Origin of the sequence: Pseudoalteromonas haloplanktis ATCC 14393 (assembly GCF_000238355.1) — a bacterium.
GTDB classification, from domain to species: Bacteria; Pseudomonadota; Gammaproteobacteria; order Enterobacterales; family Alteromonadaceae; genus Pseudoalteromonas; species Pseudoalteromonas haloplanktis.
In genome coordinates, this window is record NZ_AHCA01000015.1 from 55,597 (window position 1) to 75,415 (window position 19,819).

Here is a 19,819-nt window from a genome sequence, read left to right on the forward strand (position 1 = left end):
GAGCATCCGGCATGCTTGTGATCTATCAGCTGATACGCTTTGATTATCATATTAATAATAATCAAAAAAGATCAAACAATGAACACACTCCACATCGACAGTCAATGCATTCATGGACCAGAAAAAGCCAACGATCCTCATGGAGCGTTAACCGCACCGTTATATCAAACATCAACGTTTCATTTTAGCAGTGCTGCACAAGGGGCTGCGCGTTTTGCTGGTGAAGAGCCTGGTTATATTTATACCCGTTTAGGTAATCCAACTACTACTGAACTTGAGCAAAAGGTTGCACAACTGGAAAGCTGTGAAGCTGCTGCAGCGACAGCAACGGGAATGGGGGCTGTTTCTGCTTCGGTATTAAGCTTCCTGTCGCAAGGCGATCACTTAGTGGCATCAAGTGCTCTATATGGTTGTACGTTTGCGTTCTTCGCTCATATGCTGCCACGCTGGGGAATTGAAGTGACCTTTGTGGATATGACTGATGAACAACAATTACACGATGCAATTAAGCCAAATTCAAAAATGATTTTTGCAGAAACGCCAGTTAATCCAACGATGGCAGTGATTGATTTAGCGCTAATAGGACAAGTGGCAAAACAGCATAACTTGATTAGCGTAATAGATAACACCTTTCTTACGCCACTTTTGCAAAAGCCAATGGATTACGGCATTGATTTGATTGTTCACAGCGCCACTAAATATTTAAACGGCCATGGCGATGTGGTCGCAGGGTTAGTGTGTGGCTCAGATGAACATATTAACTTAATTAAAATGACGGTGCTTAAAGACATTGGCGCAACTATTAGTCCTCATGATGCCTGGCTAATAAACCGCGGGTTAAAAACATTAGCTATCAGAATGCAGCGCCATTGTGAGAGCGCGCAAATTATTGCTGAGTTTTTAGAGCAACACCCACAAGTGAATACTGTTTACTACCCGGGGCTTGCATCTCATCCTGGGTTCAAGTTTATTGGCAAGCAAATGAAAGCGGCCGGTGGCGTAATTGCTTTTGAGTTAAAGGGCAGCCTCAAAGATGGCGAACAGTTTATTAATAGTACACAGCTTTGCACGCTGGCGGTGAGTTTAGGTGATGCAGAAACACTTATTCAGCATCCCGCATCGATGACTCATTCTCCGTATTCACCAGAAGAAAGAGCCGCCGCGGGGATCAGCGATGGTTTGATCCGACTATCTGTTGGTCTTGAAGATGTTAACGACATAATTAACGATCTTAACCATGCCTTTACCTGTATTCGTTAGTTTGTTATCTTAAGTTTACAGTTCTGTAGTTGTAAGTCCCTTTAAAATAAAGGGTGTAAACTTTTTGGTTTATCTCTGTAATTAAATGTGTACAAATTTGGGACCGGTATCAATTACTGATATTGGCTCAGCTATTAAACTTTGTCTTACATTTGCTTAGTATCCCTTTAACACGTTGACACCGACACCGGTTTAACACTAAGAAGGTTATTATGGCTAAAGCAAGTAAATACACCTCCAGAACTCCCGATGAAAATGGGGTGATCCACTGGAGCGAAGAAGAAAATAAAATATGGTCAGAATTAGTCGCACGCCAGTTAAAATGCATTGCAGGCAAAGCGTGTAATGAGTACATGGAAGGCCTTGAAAAAATAAACCTTCCTCATGATCGTATTCCACAGTTAAGTGAGCTTAACGAGGTATTATTAGCGACAACGGGCTGGCAAGTTGCGCCTGTGCCGGCGTTAATTGATTTTGATGAATTTTTTCGTTTGCTAGCGAATAAACAGTTTCCAGTTGCAACCTTTATTCGTAGCCGAGAAGAGTTTGATTATCTGCAAGAGCCGGATATTTTTCATGAAATATTTGGTCACTGTGCCATGCTTACTAACCCTGATTTTGCTGAGTTTACTCATAAATATGGCCAGTTAGGGTATGCGGCTGAGAAAAAAGATCGCGTTTATTTAGCGCGTATGTATTGGTTTACAGTAGAATTTGGCTTGATGCAAACTGATGAAGGCCTACGCATTTATGGGGGCGGTATTCTATCAAGCCCAGGTGAAACACAATATGTGTACTCAGACAAGCCTGAGATCAACCCAATGAATGTATTGGATGTATTACGTACGCCATATCGAATTGATATTATGCAGCCTTTGTACTACACCATTAATTCTATCCATGATTTATTTGATATTTCACAATTAGATATTATGGCGTTAGTTGCCCAAGCAAAAGAATTAGGGTTACATGACCCAAAGTTTCCTCCTAAAGAAAAATTAGCAAGTTAAGGATTTAAGATGTCATCATTAAGCGCACAAAAATGCGAAGCCTGTCACGTAGACGCTCCAAAAGTATCAGATGCCGAGTTAGCTGAATTAATCAAGATGATCCCAGATTGGGTGCCAGAAGTACGCGATGGCATTATGCAATTAGAGCGTGTTTATAAGTTTAAAAACTTTAAGCAAGCAATCGCGTTTACTAATAAAGTGGGCGATATGGCTGAAGATGAAGGCCATCACCCTGGCCTATTAACTGAGTGGGGAAAAGTGACGGTAACGTGGTGGAGCCATTCAATTAAAGGCTTGCATAAAAATGATTTTATTTGTGCTGCTAAAACGGATGAAGTATTCGCTGCACTATAAACACAATAGTGTTCTGCCAAAAGTACAGTAAAGGCGCTTAATAAGCACCTTAGTTTAATGATAGACCCTGCATTTTATGCGGGGTTTATTTTTGTGCTTTCCCTGCGTCAGGTGTGTAAATAGGCTCAAACAGGTAGATAGTGGTACGCCATATTACGGCTGAGAATAATGATTTGCAGTCCCTAAAGTCACCTTATTCACTCTAGGTGGCAGTACCTGTAATGAAATAATAAGCGGTTATAGTAAAACCGATAACCAAAAACTAAAACTAATCACACTTAATACGGTTGACAGTACCACAGCTCCCGCAAGCGTAACTTGATGTTTGCCGATTTGACTCGCTATGAGGTAGGCGTTAACTCCCACTGGGGAGGCACTTAATAACACCAACACATTTAAAATTTCTCTGTCGAGTACAAATACATAGCTGCCGATTAAAAACACCCCAGCCGGAAGTACAAGAATTTTCATTAATGAGGCAATTAATGCAGGTTGCCAATTTGCAGCTATTTTGTAAAACGCCAAGTTTGCACCTAAAACAAAGAGTGCGCAGGCAATAGCTGGTGTTGCTAATAAGTCTAAACTATTGGCTAAATTATCAAATAAACGAATGCCGCCGATGTTTAATAAAAGTCCACAACCAATACTTAACACAATTGGATTAAGTACCATACTTTTAATAAATGTTGGCCATGAAAAAGCATGTTCGCTTCCCTTGGCACCTATTAAATAAGTCAATGCAAATAAAAGCGTGCTATGAAAAGTAATGATCATAAATGCAATCGCTATCATCTCTTTGCCCAAAGACGCGATCACAATAGGTATTCCTACTAATACCATATTTGAGTAACTAGAGGCTAAACCAAAGACACTGTGCTCTTGGTAGTTTTTTTCTTTCGCTAGATAGAATCGGTCGATGAGTATGCCACTGGCAAAAACCAACAGAACCGGAATGTAAAAACTGAGAAAAGCCGACAAACTAATACTCTGTTGTAGATCAATACGTGACATATTCAGCAATAAAAAAGCAGGTAAGCTAATATAGAAAGTAAACTTACTTAGGCCAGCAATATGTTGTTGCTGAAAAAACTTTAACTTACAACAGCCGTAACCCAGAGCCACAATAAAAATCAGCGGAAAGATAATTGAAAAAATATGCACGGCTTTATTGCCTTAAAGTTAAAGTAAATATGAAACTGACAGCGTGTTATTAACGCCTAAATTCATCGCTTTGTGGTAAGTTTATTAAAATAAGTACCGCGCCTTTACCACCATATTCAAGAGGCGCTTGGTGTATAGCAATAACATCTGGGTGTTGTACAAGGTATTGCGGTACTTTATGTCTGAGGATATGTCCGCCAATGCCATGCACTACACAGGCACAGTAATAATGCTTCTTTTTGCATTCATGGATTAGGCCCGCTAGCTCATCTTTTGCGATTTCTTTATTTAAACCGTGCAGATCTAATGTTAAATCAGGAATAAAATCCCCACGACGCAGTTGTTTAGCTAAAAATCGGTCATGGCCTTCTCGCACATAATTAACTGTGCCATGTGTGTCTATATCTGGCACATATTCATCAGAAAAGAAAAATTCTGACTGATGTTGCTTTTTTTGCTGGGCAAATTGCTTAGCTTGTGACACTTTAGGTTTACTGGCAAAACGGTGAGTGTCTTGTTTAAACACACGGGCACCACTAATACTTTGACGAAACAAGTCAATGTCGTCAGTGCTGATTTGGCTGTTTGAGGAAGGATCTTTTTTCATGGCGGCAGTCTAAACAAAAAAATGCTAAAAATCGAGGAAAAAGCAAGAGAAAAGGCGTTACAATAGGGCAATCATGGGGACAATGATGCGCCCCGATTGAGTTAATATTTTGAAAGTAGCAGGCAGGAACACATGAGCGAATTACTAATAGAAGAAGCAACCTTAGATGAAGCTGTTGCAGAACTTTCAACATTGCACGATTGGCTTCGTTGGACAACCAGCCAGTTTGCTAGTAGTGGTATTTTCTTTGGTCACGGCACTGATAACGCGTGGGATGAAGCTGTTAGCTTATTACTACCGGCGTTAAGTTTACCGATCGACGCACCAAAAGAACTAATGCATGCACGATTAACCAGCACCGAAAAAAACCGCCTTGCAGGCTTAATTGCTGAACGTATTAACGATTTTACCCCTGTTCCATATCTGACTAACATTGCTTGGTTTGCAAATATGCCTTTTTATGTGGATGAACGTGTTCTTATACCACGCTCGCCATTTGCAGAGCTGATCAATAATCGTTTTACCCCTTGGCTTGAAGAGCCACAATCAGTTAACCGCATTTTAGATTTATGCACAGGCTCTGGTTGTATCGCAATCGCACTAGCACAAGCGTTTGAACAAGCACAAGTTGATGCCGTTGATATCTCGTATGAAGCACTCGAAGTGGCCGATATTAATATTACTGATTATCAGTTGAATGATCGTGTTTTACCAATTCAATCAGATGTGTTTAGTGGTGTTCCTGGTCAAAAGTATGATCTTATCGTGGCCAACCCACCGTATGTTGATGCCGAAGATATGGCTGATTTACCCCGTGAATTCCACCACGAGCCAGAGCTTGGCTTAGCGTCAGGTCATGATGGTCTAGATGTTACTCGTACAATTTTGAGTGAAGCGGCAGATCATCTAACTGATAACGGTTTGTTATTTGTCGAAGTAGGTAACTCTATGGTACACATGGATGCACTTTACCCTGGCGCACCGTTTGAATGGATTGAATTTGAACAAGGTGGCTTAGGCGTATTTGTGATCAGCAAACAGCAGCTAGTTGAATATTTCGCTGACTGAGCAATATAAAAATTAAAGCCGAGCCTAAGGCTCGGTACTTAGTAGTCATTAGGAATGAGGAAAGTTAATGGCAGGTAATAGCATAGGGCAATTATTTAAAGTGTCCACCTTTGGCGAAAGCCACGGCGTTGCCCTAGGCGGTGTTGTGGATGGCACGCCCGCAGGCCTTGAAATCACAGAGGCTGATTTACAAATTGATTTAGACCGTCGCAAACCGGGGCAAAGTCGTTATACAACACAGCGCCGCGAAGACGATCAAATAAAAATTCTTTCTGGTGTATTTGAAGGTAAAACCACCGGTACTAGCATTGGTTTACTGATTGAAAATACCGATCAGCGTTCAAAAGATTACGGCAAAATTAAAGATGTATTTCGTCCAGGTCATGGCGATTACACTTATTGGCATAAATACGGCTTGCGCGATTACCGTGGTGGTGGCCGTTCATCAGCGCGAGAAACAGCTATCCGCGTAGCGGCAGGGGCTATTGCGAAAAAATACTTAAAGCAATTTCATGATATTGAAGTACGTGCATGTTTAAGTCAACTTGGGCCAATTAAAGCGCAAAGTTACGATTGGGATGAAGTTGAAAACAATTTATTTTTCTTCCCTGATGCCAGTAAGCTTGAAGCCCTTGATGAATACATGCGTGACCTTAAAAAACAAGGTGACTCAGTGGGCGCTAAAGTAAAAGTAGTCGCTAAAAACGTACCTGTTGGTTTAGGTGAGCCAGTATTTGATAGGCTTGATGCCGAGCTTGCTCACTCATTAATGAGTATTAATGCAGTAAAAGGCGTTGAAATTGGCGACGGCTTTGATGTGGTAGAGCAAAAAGGCTCAGAGCATCGTGATGAGTTAACACCTGATGGTTTTACTTCAAATCATGCAGGTGGCGTGCTTGCAGGTATCTCTACTGGGCAAGATATTATCGCATCAATTGCACTTAAGCCCACTTCGAGTATTACTATTCCTGGTAACAGTATTAACACCGAAAACGAAGCGGTGGAAATGATCACTAAAGGTCGTCACGATCCTTGTGTGGGTATTCGTGCAATCCCAATAGCGGAAGCTATGATGGCGATTACATTAATGGACCATTTACTGCGCCAACGGGGGCAAAACCCGCATGTTCATCATGAGCATGGGCCAATTAAAGGCTCAATTTAGCGGCTAGTTAATTGTATTTAGAGTGATTTAGAAGCGCGACTATATGTCGCGCTTTTTTGTTGTGAACGGTTTCATATATCAAAGCTTAAGGAGTGGGATCAGGCTGTGTTTCTGATCTGTCCATTGTGTAATACGTGTTTTTGAATAGGGGGTAACGGGTGATAGATCAGTAATCGCTATAGAGTTTAAGAATGCCTGATTACTGGTTAGTACAACCCACTCAGATCCTAATTGCGTATCCGTATATTTAAATTTAAGCAGCGATTTATTAAAACGTTTACTGTGTATTTGTAACACCGGCATTAAATCAATATGGTTATTGGATATATGTAGGATCAATAAACCATTACGCGTTAAACGCTGCCAGTATAATGAAAATGCTTCTTCAGTGAGCAAATGAGTTGGAATTACATCACTAGAAAAAGCATCAATGATCAGTGCGTTCATCAATGGTGCTTTATTTTTGACTTCTTCGGTTAAGGTGATCCTGCCATCGCCAATGGCAACCTCAATTTGTGCAGGACTATCTTGTAAATACGAGAAATAACTTGTCGCCATAGTATAAACCGCAGGGTTAAGCTCATAAAAACGGATTCTATCGTGTTTATCGCCAAACTTTGCTAATACGCCTGCACCTAAACCTACAATGCCTATATTGAGGTTTTCTTGTTTTTTTAACGCAGACAGTGATTTGGCGATACCAGTATGTTGATGGTAATAGCTATTTTTAAGCTCAGTGTGTTGATCAAGTGGCTGCGAGCCGTGAATGGTTGTGCCATCAATTAACCGTCTTTCAGCAAGATCAGGGGTTGTAATGTCTTTGACGGTGACATACCCATAGAAGTTTCGTTCAGAGGCCAAATTGTATTGATTAAAATTTATAAACAAATAACTGTAACTTGCGCCCCAAACCAACAGCGTAGAGAGTAAAGTCGCTTTATAAAGTACTGATAACTTTTCGGTTTCTGCGAATTGTAGGTAAATAAATAACGTGAGTATCGCAGCTAAGGCGACAATGTACTCTGTTATTTGTGTAAATAATACCGGGGCCAGTAATGCACTGAATAAACTGCCTATCACACCACCTAAAGCGATATATAAGTAAAATACAGTAAGCTGTGAGCCATCGGGTGCGAGCTTCCTAAGTTCACCATGACAGATCATACAAACAATAAACAAAATAAAGCCATAAATTAGTAGTTGAGCAAGGGCATTAAACTGGCTACCGAGGAAAAACATAATGAGGCCTGCAAATACACTGAGTATGAGTAAATAAGCCCAATGAGTACGGTTATAGTTTTTTACAGAGGCAAAAGTATAACTGAAGGTCAGCAAATAAATTGCTAGGGGCAAAGTCCAGACCAGTGGCATAGGCGGGATATTAGTACTGATCATTTGTGTTGTTGCAATCAGCATTATTGAACTGGTTGCGGAAAATGCGATCCAGAGCACGTTAGGTTTAACGAACAAGCGATTTTTTTGCGCCGTAGCTGTTTGCTTTATAAGCGTACCATTTCTAAACAATACATAAAGCAAGCACAGTAGCAGGGTACAGTAGGTGATTAACCCCACTATCCAATAGTGCTTTTGTTCATTGATTGACAATGTCACTTCAAAAATAAATGGGTAGCTCATCAAAGCAAGTAGTGATCCCAAGTTAGAAAGTGAATACCAATGATACGGGACTGTTGAATGGGTTGATTCAATATACCAACGTTGTAAAAGCACGCTGGTGGCACTGAGTAATATAAAAGCAAGGCCGACTTGCACGAACAGTTTAGCGAATACTAAGGTTGTAGGGCAGAGCAGTAAAAACGTAGTAACATCAAGGTGGCTAAAGGTAATGATGCTTGATAAAAGCACAAGTACAGTATGGGTAAGAAGTTGGTTTTTTAGCTGATAACGACTTAGTAAGTGGGCATATAAATAGCCAAGTAAGAGCATACCTTGATAGAAAAATAGGCTGCTAGACCACACCGAAGCACCGCCACCAAACTCTGGAAGCAGTTGTTTTGATAAGATAGGTTGAACTTGAAAGAGCAAAAATGCGCTCACAAAAATAATGAATGTTGATAATATCCGTTGCATCTTTTTTATTACGTAATAAATGGTGCACGAACCATCGACTTAACTCATTTATTCAGCAATGTAATAACCCTTGAGTTTATCTTAAGAAAACCTTAATCTATGATTTATATATATTTATTGGAGTTGTGAGTGACTGGGTTTCGTATAGGAAATTTTGATGTTGATGTTAGTCGGTGTAAAATTTCGTCAGCTGAAAGTGAACAAGTTGTGGAACCTAAGGTCATGGATGTGCTCCAATTTTTGTATTCTCAGCGTGGTAAGGTGGTTAGCCAAGAAGACATTTTTGCCGCTGTATGGCCTAACGCTGTTTTTAGTCCAAGCAACGTACAACGCAATATTGCTTTACTGCGCAAAGCATTAAAAGAAGACTCAAAAAGCCCGCAATTTATTATTACTCATCCTAAACGGGGTTACTGCCTTGAACTTGATAAAGAAGAAAGTTCGCAAGGTGTAAAATGGCCGATATTCGTTTTTATTGCTGTAACAGTAATATGTATAGCTGGAGGCTGGTTTAGTTTTTCTAAACAGATCATAAAAACCGACTTTTCTGTGCTTGTGCCTGTAACCTCTAATGAAGAGAATGAGTCTTATCAATCGCAATCCCAGAGTGGAGATTATCTTGCGTTTGTGCGCGGCGATGATAATAAACAACACATATGGTTAAAAGAATTTAAAACAGGTAAAGAAGTAAAATTAACTCGTAACCCTTCGACTTACACTAGTTTAGGTTGGAGCCCTGATGATCGTGCGCTCGCTTTTATAGAAACATATAATGATGCAGTACAATTGGCGTATTTTAATTTGGATATGCTTAATTTAACGACTTTAAGTTATAGTAAGATACTAGAATTTAAAGAATATTTAGTTACTAGTCAGCAATTACAGTGGGCTAATAACAATCAGATTTATTTTATTGAGCGACAAAAAAATAACAATGAAACGCAGCTTTCGCTTGCCAATATAGAAACCAAACGAAAAAAAGTAATCAAAGCATCAGTGGGTCAAGACTGGTTAAAGTTACATGCGTTGTCGCCAGATCAAACGCAATTAGCACTAGGTTACGAGGCTGGGCAAAATAACTACCGCATTGACATACTCAATTTATCGGATAATAGCAGCAAAGCAATTGCTATAGTTGAAAATGGTATTCAGGGCCTTAGTTGGCATCCAAGCGGGGAATACCTGTTAATAAGCAACACCAATAAACTAGTGCTTATCGATCGACAGGGTAATTCAACTGATATTGCATTTAATAATTATCAAATTATCCGAGATGCGAGTTATACCCCATCGGGTGAAGAAATATTAATGGAGCTTGTTAATATTGATGTTGATATTTTGCGCAGCACCAATACAACACCTCAACAGTATGAAAAACTTATTGATACTTCATCGGTTGATTTCTTACCTGTATTCTCGCCTGATTCAAGTAAATTTGTATTTGAATCTCATCGGTTTGGTTTAAAGCAACTATTTCTGTATGAGCAAGGTAAGCAAACACTTATTTTTGCAAACCCAAATAATGAAGAGCTGTTTGGGGTGGTTTGGTCAAAAAACGGCGAAGAAGTGATCACGGCAAGTAAAGATAAGCTATTTCGCATAGATTTAAATAGCGGTGATTATCAAGAAATACCTCATCCACATCATTCATTTTATCTCAGAGAAAAGTTTAATAACGAAGATGCGATATTAGTTTCATATCGCTCTGAAGACGGTGTTACATTTCATCCAGCAAAATTAGACATGCAAACACTAAGTTTAACGCCATTTACTGGCCAAGGGGAGCGGTTGGCTTGTTATGCAATGGCTTTAGATAAATACGATCGGGTTTACTTTTCTAACAACAAACAAGTATTTAGACTCGCTCATGATAACAGCTTTGAGCAACTATGGCAGGCTGATGACAACGATATTATCGGTCTGGCGGTCGATGATCAAACATTGAATATTACCTCAGAGCAACACGATGGCTATCTGCTCACTATGCTTAATTTACACAGTGCTCGCTCAGAAGTACGGCATATAGTGAATGAGAAGGGCAATATGCTAATCAATGCTTCACATGATAGTACGCAGTTTTTATATCTTACCAAGCCGAAGCGAACACGCACTTTGGTGAGGTTACGGTAGCGCCTTTAAACACCTAAATTGACATGTTTAGTGAATAATCTAGCGCTATTAGTTTCACTAATTCTCTTTTTATAGGGTTGTGAGGAGCGTGATCAGCATGAAGCAACACAATATCAATAACGGGCAAAGGTGGTAGAGCTGGATCATTAATCACCATTAGTCCATTAGTGTTACTTACCTCAGCCATTACACCAACGGCCAGATTAGCTTGCACCAGTGCAGTGAGTGCGCTTACGGAGCCACAGCAGGCAATAATGTTGAATTGGCGCTCGGCCTTTAATAATCCTTCTACAGCTGCTTGATGAAATTTGCAATCACGCTGAAATATCGCAATAGGCAAAGTCATATCGGGTTGATAGTTAAATTTAGGGCTTTTAACCCACACACCTTTACTTGCTTGTAAAAAGTAACCTTCTTCTGAGCTGGGTGAGCGCGTCGCTATTACCATATCAAGTAAGCCTTGATCTAGCTGTGCTTTGAGCTGATTGGTAGGCGCGCAACTAACTTGCAGATCAAGGTGGGGTATATGTTTATGCAGTAATGCCACAACTTTCACTAATACCGTCCCAGCATAATCGTCAGGGCAGGCTAAGCGCACACGGGTTTGTCCGCTAGCGGTTTTAAGTTGTTTATAGGCTTCATCATGCAGTGCTAATAACTGCTTTGCGTAGCTTGCTAAATGAATGCCGCTGGTAGATAAAACCAGTTGTCGTCCTTGTTTTACAAATAGTTGATTACCCAGCTCTTGTTCGAGTTTTTTCATTTGCATACTGACCGCTGATTGGGTGCGGCATACCTGTTGCGCTGCACGAGTAAAGCTACCAGTATCAACAAAGGCGCAAAAAGTGCGCAGGGCGTCTAAATCCATAGTTAACTCATTTATCAATTTTACTTATGTATTGTATAAAAACTATTGGTAAGTAATTAGTTTAACACTGCTATATAGTGAGGCTATTAAACACTAGCAAGGAACACAAATGCAATTATTTATCGGTAATAAAAACTATTCGACGTGGTCACTTAGAGCATGGTATTTAATGAGTAAATTCAATATTATTTTTACTGAAAAACAACTCGTGTTAGATACTCCTGAGTTTTATGAAGCGCTTAAAAATAATTTTTCAGTACAAAAAGTCCCCGCCTTGATAGATGGTGACTTACAGGTGTGGGACTCACTGGCAATTTGTGAATACATCAATGATACTTATTTATCTAATGCAGCTTGGCCGAAAGAGCGTGCACAGCGAGCGACAGCCCGCAGCTTAAGTGCTGAAATGCATTCGAGCTTTATGGCATTACGTAATGAAATGCCGATGAATATACGCGCTAAGCGCAAAGTTGAGTTATCTGTGGCGGCAAAAAAAGATCTAGCGCGCATTGATGAAATTTTTACCACACAACAAGCGTGTTACCCCAATGCGTGGTTGTTTGGTGAGTTTAGTATTGCAGACGCCATGTACGCTCCGGTTGTGCTTAGGCTAAAAACCTATCAAATAGTTTTGTCAGCTGCAGCAGAGCAATATTGCCAGCATGTTTTAAGTTGCCCTACTTTACAACAGTGGATCATTGAATCAGGCAAAGAAACAGATATTGTTGCTTGCGATGAAGCGGGTATTGATGTTACCTAAAGTGAATTGTTAATCGATAAGTGTATACGTATGGAACAGATGGAGCTATCACATCAGAGGGCATTAAAGCGGTTAGAAAGGTTTAGTCGTTTTACCGATAGTAGTATTGGTATTCCTTTTACCAATTTTAAATTAGGTGCAGAGTCTCTGATTGGCATTTTGCCTGGGGTAGGCGATTTAGCAGGCCTAATTTTATCAAGTTATGTGCTTTTTGAAGCGCAGCGTTTAGGTGTTGGTTGGGGTGTTAAATTACGGATAATCACAAATATGCTGATTGATTTTTTTGGTGGCCTAATTCCTATAGTGGGCGATATTTTTGATATGTTTTTTAAAGCCAATACCCGTAATACGAAGCTATTGAAAAAGCACTTAGCAGAACGGGTAGAATAGCGGGTTTATTTGTTACTATTAAAAAAGTACTCAGCAATCACTTGTTTTTGTTGGCCAAACTGGTCTGAAATGCCAATACCAATACCGATAATTTTGCCCTCTGCAAATGGGGGATGAGCTTGCATATAGTCATTAACCGTCGCGAGGTTTGGGTTTTTCTCGTTCGCTAGTAATGTTAAATGTGGCTGAAAATTTTGAAATACATTAGGACTACCATAGCGTTCAAATGCCGTTAATTTATTTGGGTAGTGTTTAACCCAGCTTGGGACGGCCGCGTTTGTATCACGCAATGGCTCAATGGCGAGTGTTACTTCGTCAGATAGCCTTTGTAGCTCAGATGAATAGTGCAAATTAATAAATGCCCAATTACTTTGTGACACACTAAAACCTTGTGCGGTGATAGTAAATGCTTGATGTTGCTTAGTAATACTTTCGACCGCATGTTTAATTGCTTGCTCCGAACCTTCTGCAAAATCAGTTAAATATAAAGTAGCGTGAACAGGCATGCCTTTTTCATAAAAGCTAATCATCCCTTGTTTTTTTAATGCTTCGCTGGTTTGTTCAACTAAGTTAATAATTGGCTTTGAAGGAATGGCAAATACATTAATGCTGATACTTTGTGCAAAAGAGGGCAAAGACACGGAAAGTAACCCAATTAACGTTACAACTAAACGTAAAGGCTGTTTTATAAAAGCTAATTTGAACATGAGAGATAACTTCATTCTTAAATTTACAGATTAAATGCAAAGAGTAAGGGTTCTTGCCTGCACAGTAAATAAAAGGAGATAGATAACTGTAAATTTTATGTCCTTAGCCTAAACGTTAAATTTGCGATACAAAGACAACAACGTGTGAGGCCTGCTACCATTATCAATTTTTACATTCTGAGTAAAAGCCCGTACAATTCGCCTCGATTTAGCGTGTACGCATTGTATTTTTTCGAGGCGAAATAACAGAATTATATGCATCAAATAGCCGATCTTACTTCTATTTTCGAACACACTTTCTACCAAAGTCACAATACGCGCTTGGTTAAAGGTGAGCATGAGCCTATTTATATTCCCGCTAATGCTAATACCTCGTTTCATCAAATTGTGTTTGCGCATGGTTTCTACGCCAGTGCCTTGCACGAAATTGCTCACTGGCTGGTGGCCGGAGAAAAACGTCGTCTAGTAGAGGACTATGGCTATTGGTATTGCCCTGATGGCCGCGATAAGGCACAGCAGGCTGAGTTTGAAGCGGTTGAAGTAAAACCGCAGGCCATTGAATGGGCACTGAGTGTTGCCGCGGGGTTTGATTTTAATGTCTCGGTTGATAATTTAAATGGTGAGCAAACCTGTCGATTTGATTTCCAAAAGCGTGTACATCAACAGCTTCAACAATTAATAAAAACTGGCTTTAATTCTCGCACTACCGCACTTTTAAAAGCGTTAAGTGATTTTTATAACACGCCATGGCCTTTAACTGCGGCGCAGTTTGTATGGCAACATCCTCAGGAGTTTAGTGATGCAGTTTAAATTAGGTTTAATCGTTAATCCGGTCGCAGGATTAGGTGGCAGTGTCGCACTTAAAGGCAGTGACGATGTTGCGGCTAAAGCAATAGAGCTTGGCGCAGAGCCGAAAGCCAATTTACGCACTAAAGCCGCACTTGAGGTATTGCTGTCTTATCAAGATCAAATAACAATTTATACTGTTAGTGACTTAATGGGTGAGAACACAGCGAAAGAGCTTGGTTTTAATACCGAGGTTGTTTATCAATGTGAAGATGAAAGCTGCGCTGGCGATACTGAAAATGCAGCCAAAGCCTTGCAACAATTAGGTGTTGATTTGATTTTATTTGCCGGTGGCGACGGCACGGCACGCAATATTTGTCATGCTGTAGAAGACGCAGCCCCCGTGCTTGGGATCCCAGCAGGTTGTAAAATTCATTCAGGGGTCTATGCCATTACCCCAAAAGCGGCTGGTCGAGTTGTTGAAATGCTAGTGAAAGGTGAGCTGGTCACCTTGGCTGATGCTGATGTGATGGATATTGACGAAGATGCGTTTCGTCAAGGAACAGTAAAAGCAAAACGTTATGGCGAAATGCAAGTACCGAGTGAAGTACGTTATGTGCAAGCGGTTAAAAACGGTGGTAAAGAAACCGATGAATTGGTGCTAGCAGATATTGCTGCACATGTTGTTAGTGAAATGGAAGAAGATACCTTGTATGTGATGGGCAGCGGCTCAACAGTCGAAGCAATTATGCAAGAGATGGGGCTTGAAAACACCCTGTTAGGGGTTGATTTAGTTGAAAATCAAAGTTTACTTGCTCAAGATCTGACTGCACAACAATTGTTAGAGCTTACTCATGCACGCAATACTAAATTAGTGATCACCCTAATTGGTGGGCAGGGGCATATTTTTGGCCGCGGTAATCAGCAATTAAGCCCCGCACTTATTCGCGCTGTTGGTAAAGACAATATTATTGTCGTGGCAACTAAAACCAAATTACAGGCTTTAAATGGCCGACCGCTTATTGCCGATACAGGTGATAGCGAATTAGATGATGAATTAAGCGGTTATATTCGAGTAACGACCGGATTTAACGACCATGTTATGTACGCTGTGGGTCACCAAGATAGCCTGCAAGCACAGGAGAAGTAATAGTGAGTTTAGTAAATTATATTGATGCAGCTCAACAGTATTTTGACGACTTAGTGGTCAAAGCCACTGATGATGAGCTATTTGCCGGTGGTTATTTACGCGGCCATTTTGATTTAGCCGTAGGCTATGCGCAAGTTGAAGAACTGAACCTAGAAGTTGATGAACTTAACGAAACTGTTGAAAAAAGCCTAGTGAAGGCATATCGCAATGGCGAGCTTAATGAAGAAGATAAAGCCCTGGTTGTAAGACTATGGGATGAAGTAAAAGCATTAGCATAATACTCAACTCATACAAAAAAACGGCTTTTTAGCCGTTTTTTTGTGCGCTTGAGATAATAACGTTCCTAAAAAGTGAGTTTTTATTCACTTAAAATTTACCTACCGTAGCATTTACGGTAGTGTATATACGTTAAACTTCTAGGGAATAAGCGAAATGAATAACAATAATGATGCGACAATGCCGACAGGGCTAGTTGCACGATTTTTAAACTTTGTAGAAAGGGTGGGTAACAAGCTACCTGATCCAGCGATTATCTTTTTGTTCGCCATGTTACTAATTTGGTTTTTGTCGTGGTGGCTATCGGGGGTTAATTTTGACGCTATCGATCCACGTACAGGCGAAGCCATTATTGTTAATAACATGCTGGCAAGCGACTCATTGGCGACCTTTTTATCGTCAATGGTCAAAACCTTTACAGGTTTTGCACCATTAGGTGTGGTGTTAGTGGCAATGCTAGGTGTTGGTGTGGCCGAACACTCAGGCTTTATTAATACCGGTTTAAAGCTCATGCTTAAAGTAACACCTAAGCAGCTGCTTACGCCGTCAATTATCCTTGTGGCAATTGTGAGTCATACAGCCACTGATGCAGGCTACGTGCTAGTTATTCCACTGGCGGGTGTTATTTTTTATGCCGCAGGACGCCATCCACTTGCAGGTATTGCTGCTGCATTTGCTGGGGTTAGCGGTGGTTTTGGTGCTAACTTTATTCCATCAGGGATCGACCCACTACTGCAAAGTTTTACCCAAAGTGCAGCACAAATTATCAATCCAGCGATGTCGATTAACCCGCTTAATAACTGGGCGTTTACCTCCGCTTCAAGCTTATTCATTATTTTACTAGGTTGGTACATTACAGATAAAATTATTGAACCACGGTTAAAAAACACCCCACTTGATGGCAATAAAGAAGACTTACCTGTATTTGAAGATGCCCGTAGTGATGAAAAACGCGCGTTTTTTATTGCAAGTGCTGTGATGGTTGCAGGGCTTGCGTTGTTAGCGTTTGTATCAGCACCAGCAGATTCAGCAATGCGCAGCGCAGATGGCTCGCTCACTAACTTCCGTTCACCGTTAATGCAGTCAATTGTACCGCTCATCTTCTTACTGTTTTGGATACCGGGTGCGGTTTATGGTTTTACCGTTGGTACCTTTAAAAGCTCTAAAGATATGATCGATGCCATGAGCAAAGCAATGAGCGGCATGGCGTATTACATTGTAATGGCGTTCTTCTGTGCTTTATTTATTGCCGCGTTTAGTAAATCTAATTTGGGCGCATTATTGGCAATAGAAGGGGCGCAGTTGTTAAAGGCCATGCAATTACCTAGTGCAGTAACTGTTGTGGGCATCATCTTTTTAACGGGCTTTGTTAACTTATTTGTGGGTTCGAGCTCTGCTAAATGGGCGTTACTAGGCCCTGTATTTGTGCCTATGCTGATGCAACTGGGTATTTCACCGGACTTAACCCAAGCGGCGTACCGAGTGGGCGATTCCAGTTCAAATATCATCACGCCATTAATGCCGTACTTCCCGCTGGTCGTGGTGTATTGCCAGAAATACGTCAAAGGCACAGGCATCGGCACGCTGATCGCCATGATGCTGCCATACTCAATCGCTTTTATGATCGGTTGGAGTTTATTTTTACTCGGCTACTGGGCATTAGGTATACCACTAGGCTTAGATGCAAGTTACGTTTATCCTGCTATAGCACCTTAATAACTAGGACGTAAACTTTAAAAAGGGGGCCTCATCATGAAAATGGTGAGGCTTTTATTTTAGTTTTAAATTTTATGAAAAACTAAACAAGCTCATTTTTTTTACTTTTGTTTACAAGTAATATTCATTACCTTGTATCTTCCGAAGGTTTTTTATACTATTATTGATGTTGACTACTATAAGGATTAAGGATTAAGGATTAAGGATTAAGGATTAAGGATTATGATTAAAAAACTATTTTTACTTATTGGTGTATATTTTTTATTTACATCAGCCCCTACACTAGCAAACTCTTGCCTAGATAGCTTGAAAAGTTCAAACCCAACTTGCCAACAGAGTTACTCTTATGATGTATTAGTTATGTATTTTAAGGATGCAGACAACAAAGAGCATAAAGTACATGCGAAGCGGGTGCGTCAAAAATCAACAGGGGCTTTAGTGCATGTTGACTATGATTTTGTGTCAAACTGTACAAATGATTGCAGCTCATTAGATGCAAAAACAAATGATATTCTTTGGGCATTTCGCACCGCTTATATGGAAAACAAACTTTATCAAAAAGTGATTTATAAATGCGATCCAACAGTCGAAGTTTGTTGTGATGAAACTGGCTGTACTGAAATATACGATGTAGATAAGCCATTGGATGAGAGTCGCTCTTCACTCGAAGAAGTTTATAATGATCATCAATTTATTCAGAAAAGAGGTAGTAAAAATAAAGATGGAGATTTGATTGATAAGTATATTGGCCGAGCTGATGGTGTTACTAACATAATAGATAAAATCATGCGTAATAGTTCCAACGGGCAACAAGTTAAGCAGGACATGGAGGAGGCAACTGCTCAACCATTGCAATTTCAAATTGTACAAACAGATACTGGTGCAACTTTCGTATGTGCTGTTACAGGAGCGTTTTGTAAAACAATTTCTGGGATAGCAACCTCAAGTGCTCACATGGCAAAGTTTGATTTATATCATGATAAAGGTGACAGATTTAATAGGAATCTACGAAACTTTTTAGAAGGCATTTATCAAGATGGACGAGAAATGACTTGTAGTCAATCAACATCATGTAGCTCAGATGGGAAAAACTGCACAATTAATATGACTTGCAGAAAGTATTAGTAATATTTGCTTCTGTATGAAAATACAGAAGCTTTTAATTTTAAATCAACTTCACTTCTCATAGCTAATTATAATTTTTTCAGTAGTGGTGGATATAACGCCACCATTTTTATTGAGCATCTTTGTTATACGTATGTCTGGCAGGCCGTCCCCGGTAATATCTTTAATGATTATTTCTTTTTGATCACTGAAACTGGTAAAAGTAGAGAAAATAAGATTATCTTTCCTATTGATCACAAAAGGAGAGGGGGTAACGCTCGTTTCTTGTATTTCATAACTAGTGTCAGTAAAAGCTAAACTAGTTTTAAAGTTATCCGTCCATACCGTAGAACTTAAGTTATCATTTATAGCTGATATTACCGCAGGATTAGCCTTAACAGCTAAAGTAAATATAATAAGTAGTAGAGCAGTAAATAGCCTCATGATTTTTCCTTAACTAGCAGTTTGCGTGTGTTGATAAGTGGAAGATCATCAAAGCATAGTTACTTTGATGATCTTACATTTGCTATTTATAGGCTGATAGTTGAGTTATTATTTGAAGTAGGCAGGTTCTGCTGGTTTTGATCTTGTGCGCCAACATCTGTCGATGGGCTTGTTGATGAAGCAATATTATATGTAGCACCAGAAGAGCTTTGGATTTGTAGTACCAGAATATACGCTGTAGCACTTACTTCAAAGCCTGGGATCAAACCGGTTACCATAAGATCAACATCCACAGAGCCGTTACTGTTGACTAAGTTCTTGCATTGCTTCTTTGATTTCTTGCTTGTGCGTTTCGGCATTGGCACCGAAACCAAGCCAGCCCCAAAAGCCACTAACACCCCCAGGTATACTGTATTCAGACACCATTTTTTGATAGGTGCGAGAGCTTTCTAGATTTACAATCGAAAAATCAAACGAGCCAGACATTTTTGCCCAAGCACCTGCACCGGATACCGTGACCCCGCCCCCTGAAATAGTCCCTTTTTTTCTGAGAGCTGCCAAGTTTCAGCTTCAGTTGATGCAAGCGCGGTTTTATTCGCAGGAGTCGTATTCGTGACTAAGATTGTTGTTGGATTCGAAAATATAGTAAGTGTATTTGACATGATAAATCTCCATTTTAAGTTTGCTGAGTATTAACTTGAATAAAGTGCATATTCTCCCTAGCTTTGATCACCCAATGGCATTAACTTTGATCGCTTATTCTCATTAAGCTTTG

The 19,819-nt window shown here is 40.1% G+C and carries 21 protein-coding genes; 13 read left to right on the forward strand and 8 right to left on the reverse strand.

Translation table 11 applies throughout. The features are described 5' to 3' along the window. The first annotated feature begins 78 nt into the window (after nucleotides 1–78). From megL to PHAL_RS0120235, 3 genes are all read left to right on the forward strand, one after another. Entirely contained in the window at nucleotides 79–1,260 is a 1,182-nt protein-coding gene (gene megL, locus PHAL_RS0120225) for a methionine gamma-lyase (RefSeq protein WP_016710254.1), read from the forward strand. Between the two features lie 212 nt (nucleotides 1,261–1,472). Further along, nucleotides 1,473–2,270 (forward strand): phenylalanine 4-monooxygenase, encoded by a 798-nt coding sequence (gene phhA, locus PHAL_RS0120230; protein ID WP_016710255.1) that lies wholly within the window; start codon nucleotides 1,473–1,475, stop codon nucleotides 2,268–2,270. Nucleotides 2,271–2,279: 9 nt separating this feature from the next. Next, entirely contained in the window at nucleotides 2,280–2,624 is a 345-nt protein-coding gene (locus PHAL_RS0120235; protein ID WP_016710256.1) for a 4a-hydroxytetrahydrobiopterin dehydratase, read from the forward strand. Between the two features lie 237 nt (nucleotides 2,625–2,861). On the opposite strand, the gene PHAL_RS0120240 is transcribed toward PHAL_RS0120235, so the two are convergent. Both PHAL_RS0120240 and smrB read right to left on the reverse strand, forming a co-directional pair. Further along, a complete protein-coding gene (locus PHAL_RS0120240) occupies nucleotides 2,862–3,785 on the reverse strand; it encodes an AEC family transporter (RefSeq protein WP_016710257.1) in 924 nt (307 codons plus the stop codon). A 49-nt stretch (nucleotides 3,786–3,834) separates the two neighbouring features. Further along, nucleotides 3,835–4,392, reverse strand: coding sequence for an endonuclease SmrB (gene smrB / locus PHAL_RS0120245; RefSeq protein WP_016710258.1), 558 nt, complete (start codon nucleotides 4,390–4,392; stop codon nucleotides 3,835–3,837). 132 nt (nucleotides 4,393–4,524) lie between these two features. On the opposite strand from smrB, the gene prmB reads away from it, so the two are divergent. Together prmB and aroC are read left to right on the forward strand one after the other, a co-directional pair. Beyond that, the gene (gene prmB / locus PHAL_RS0120250; protein WP_016710259.1) at nucleotides 4,525–5,460 is read left to right on the forward strand and encodes a 50S ribosomal protein L3 N(5)-glutamine methyltransferase; all 936 of its coding nucleotides are present in this window, start codon (nucleotides 4,525–4,527) and stop codon (nucleotides 5,458–5,460) included. Between the two features lie 67 nt (nucleotides 5,461–5,527). Beyond that, nucleotides 5,528–6,625, forward strand: coding sequence for a chorismate synthase (gene aroC, locus PHAL_RS0120255; protein WP_016710260.1), 1,098 nt, complete (start codon nucleotides 5,528–5,530; stop codon nucleotides 6,623–6,625). Between the two features lie 78 nt (nucleotides 6,626–6,703). Here aroC and PHAL_RS0120260 read toward each other — a convergent pair whose 3' ends face one another. Next, on the reverse strand, nucleotides 6,704–8,668 hold the full coding sequence (locus PHAL_RS0120260; protein WP_237709900.1) for a spermidine synthase: 1,965 nt from the start codon (nucleotides 8,666–8,668) through the stop codon (nucleotides 6,704–6,706). 174 nt (nucleotides 8,669–8,842) lie between these two features. On the opposite strand from PHAL_RS0120260, the gene PHAL_RS0120265 reads away from it, so the two are divergent. After that, nucleotides 8,843–10,843 (forward strand): winged helix-turn-helix domain-containing protein, encoded by a 2,001-nt coding sequence (locus PHAL_RS0120265; protein ID WP_016710262.1) that lies wholly within the window; start codon nucleotides 8,843–8,845, stop codon nucleotides 10,841–10,843. A gap of 13 nt (nucleotides 10,844–10,856) precedes the next feature. Here the strand turns inward: PHAL_RS0120265 and PHAL_RS0120270 are convergent, their stop codons facing one another. Then, nucleotides 10,857–11,711: a LysR family transcriptional regulator gene (locus PHAL_RS0120270; RefSeq protein ID WP_016710263.1), complete on the reverse strand. Its 855-nt coding sequence runs from the start codon at nucleotides 11,709–11,711 to the stop codon at nucleotides 10,857–10,859. A gap of 109 nt (nucleotides 11,712–11,820) precedes the next feature. On the opposite strand from PHAL_RS0120270, the gene PHAL_RS0120275 reads away from it, so the two are divergent. Both PHAL_RS0120275 and PHAL_RS0120280 read left to right on the forward strand, forming a co-directional pair. Then, nucleotides 11,821–12,471 (forward strand): glutathione S-transferase family protein, encoded by a 651-nt coding sequence (locus tag PHAL_RS0120275; protein ID WP_016710264.1) that lies wholly within the window; start codon nucleotides 11,821–11,823, stop codon nucleotides 12,469–12,471. 39 nt (nucleotides 12,472–12,510) lie between these two features. Then, entirely contained in the window at nucleotides 12,511–12,861 is a 351-nt protein-coding gene (locus PHAL_RS0120280) for a DUF4112 domain-containing protein (protein WP_016710265.1), read from the forward strand. A gap of 5 nt (nucleotides 12,862–12,866) precedes the next feature. Here the strand turns inward: PHAL_RS0120280 and PHAL_RS0120285 are convergent, their stop codons facing one another. Continuing rightward, the gene (locus PHAL_RS0120285) at nucleotides 12,867–13,568 is read right to left on the reverse strand and encodes a 2'-5' RNA ligase family protein (RefSeq protein ID WP_016710266.1); all 702 of its coding nucleotides are present in this window, start codon (nucleotides 13,566–13,568) and stop codon (nucleotides 12,867–12,869) included. A gap of 255 nt (nucleotides 13,569–13,823) precedes the next feature. On the opposite strand from PHAL_RS0120285, the gene PHAL_RS0120290 reads away from it, so the two are divergent. The 5 genes from PHAL_RS0120290 to PHAL_RS0120310 all read left to right on the forward strand — a co-directional run bounded on the left by PHAL_RS0120290 (nucleotide 13,824) and on the right by PHAL_RS0120310 (nucleotide 18,621). Next, a complete protein-coding gene (locus PHAL_RS0120290; protein ID WP_016710267.1) occupies nucleotides 13,824–14,378 on the forward strand; it encodes an elongation factor P hydroxylase in 555 nt (184 codons plus the stop codon). Next, nucleotides 14,368–15,504, forward strand: a complete 1,137-nt coding sequence (locus tag PHAL_RS0120295) for an ATP-NAD kinase family protein (protein WP_016710268.1) — start codon at nucleotides 14,368–14,370, stop codon at nucleotides 15,502–15,504. The genes PHAL_RS0120290 and PHAL_RS0120295 overlap by 11 nt, the downstream gene beginning before the upstream one ends. A gap of 2 nt (nucleotides 15,505–15,506) precedes the next feature. After that, nucleotides 15,507–15,782: a YfcL family protein gene (locus PHAL_RS0120300; protein ID WP_016710269.1), complete on the forward strand. Its 276-nt coding sequence runs from the start codon at nucleotides 15,507–15,509 to the stop codon at nucleotides 15,780–15,782. Nucleotides 15,783–15,936: 154 nt separating this feature from the next. After that, nucleotides 15,937–17,496, forward strand: a complete 1,560-nt coding sequence (locus PHAL_RS0120305; protein ID WP_016710270.1) for an AbgT family transporter — start codon at nucleotides 15,937–15,939, stop codon at nucleotides 17,494–17,496. Between the two features lie 222 nt (nucleotides 17,497–17,718). Further along, complete coding sequence (locus tag PHAL_RS0120310) at nucleotides 17,719–18,621, forward strand: hypothetical protein (protein ID WP_016710271.1); 903 nt, start codon at nucleotides 17,719–17,721, stop codon at nucleotides 18,619–18,621. Nucleotides 18,622–18,672: 51 nt separating this feature from the next. Here PHAL_RS0120310 and PHAL_RS0120315 read toward each other — a convergent pair whose 3' ends face one another. The 3 genes from PHAL_RS0120315 to PHAL_RS23660 form a co-directional block, all read right to left on the reverse strand. Continuing rightward, nucleotides 18,673–19,044 carry a hypothetical protein gene (locus PHAL_RS0120315; protein WP_016710272.1) on the reverse strand — a complete coding sequence of 124 codons (372 nt, stop codon included), beginning with the start codon at nucleotides 19,042–19,044 and terminating at the stop codon, nucleotides 18,673–18,675. An 86-nt stretch (nucleotides 19,045–19,130) separates the two neighbouring features. After that, complete coding sequence (locus PHAL_RS23655; protein ID WP_084440777.1) at nucleotides 19,131–19,337, reverse strand: hypothetical protein; 207 nt, start codon at nucleotides 19,335–19,337, stop codon at nucleotides 19,131–19,133. Between the two features lie 7 nt (nucleotides 19,338–19,344). Then, nucleotides 19,345–19,605: a hypothetical protein gene (locus tag PHAL_RS23660; protein ID WP_050901607.1), complete on the reverse strand. Its 261-nt coding sequence runs from the start codon at nucleotides 19,603–19,605 to the stop codon at nucleotides 19,345–19,347. Between the last annotated feature and the right edge of the window lie 214 nt (nucleotides 19,606–19,819).

Coding starts and splice junctions, on each gene's coding strand:
- aroC (WP_016710260.1), top strand. CDS start 5,528: ATGGCAGGTAATAGCATAGGGCAATTATTTAAAGTGTCCACCTTTGGC.
- prmB (WP_016710259.1), top strand. CDS start 4,525: ATGAGCGAATTACTAATAGAAGAAGCAACCTTAGATGAAGCTGTTGCA.
- PHAL_RS0120285 (WP_016710266.1), bottom strand. CDS start 13,568: ATGTTCAAATTAGCTTTTATAAAACAGCCTTTACGTTTAGTTGTAACG.
- megL (WP_016710254.1), top strand. CDS start 79: ATGAACACACTCCACATCGACAGTCAATGCATTCATGGACCAGAAAAA.
- PHAL_RS0120235 (WP_016710256.1), top strand. CDS start 2,280: ATGTCATCATTAAGCGCACAAAAATGCGAAGCCTGTCACGTAGACGCT.
- PHAL_RS0120270 (WP_016710263.1), bottom strand. CDS start 11,711: ATGGATTTAGACGCCCTGCGCACTTTTTGCGCCTTTGTTGATACTGGT.
- phhA (WP_016710255.1), top strand. CDS start 1,473: ATGGCTAAAGCAAGTAAATACACCTCCAGAACTCCCGATGAAAATGGG.
- PHAL_RS0120305 (WP_016710270.1), top strand. CDS start 15,937: ATGAATAACAATAATGATGCGACAATGCCGACAGGGCTAGTTGCACGA.
- PHAL_RS0120275 (WP_016710264.1), top strand. CDS start 11,821: ATGCAATTATTTATCGGTAATAAAAACTATTCGACGTGGTCACTTAGA.
- smrB (WP_016710258.1), bottom strand. CDS start 4,392: ATGAAAAAAGATCCTTCCTCAAACAGCCAAATCAGCACTGACGACATT.
- PHAL_RS0120315 (WP_016710272.1), bottom strand. CDS start 19,044: ATGAGGCTATTTACTGCTCTACTACTTATTATATTTACTTTAGCTGTT.
- PHAL_RS0120310 (WP_016710271.1), top strand. CDS start 17,719: ATGATTAAAAAACTATTTTTACTTATTGGTGTATATTTTTTATTTACA.
- PHAL_RS0120290 (WP_016710267.1), top strand. CDS start 13,824: ATGCATCAAATAGCCGATCTTACTTCTATTTTCGAACACACTTTCTAC.
- PHAL_RS0120295 (WP_016710268.1), top strand. CDS start 14,368: ATGCAGTTTAAATTAGGTTTAATCGTTAATCCGGTCGCAGGATTAGGT.
- PHAL_RS0120280 (WP_016710265.1), top strand. CDS start 12,511: ATGGAGCTATCACATCAGAGGGCATTAAAGCGGTTAGAAAGGTTTAGT.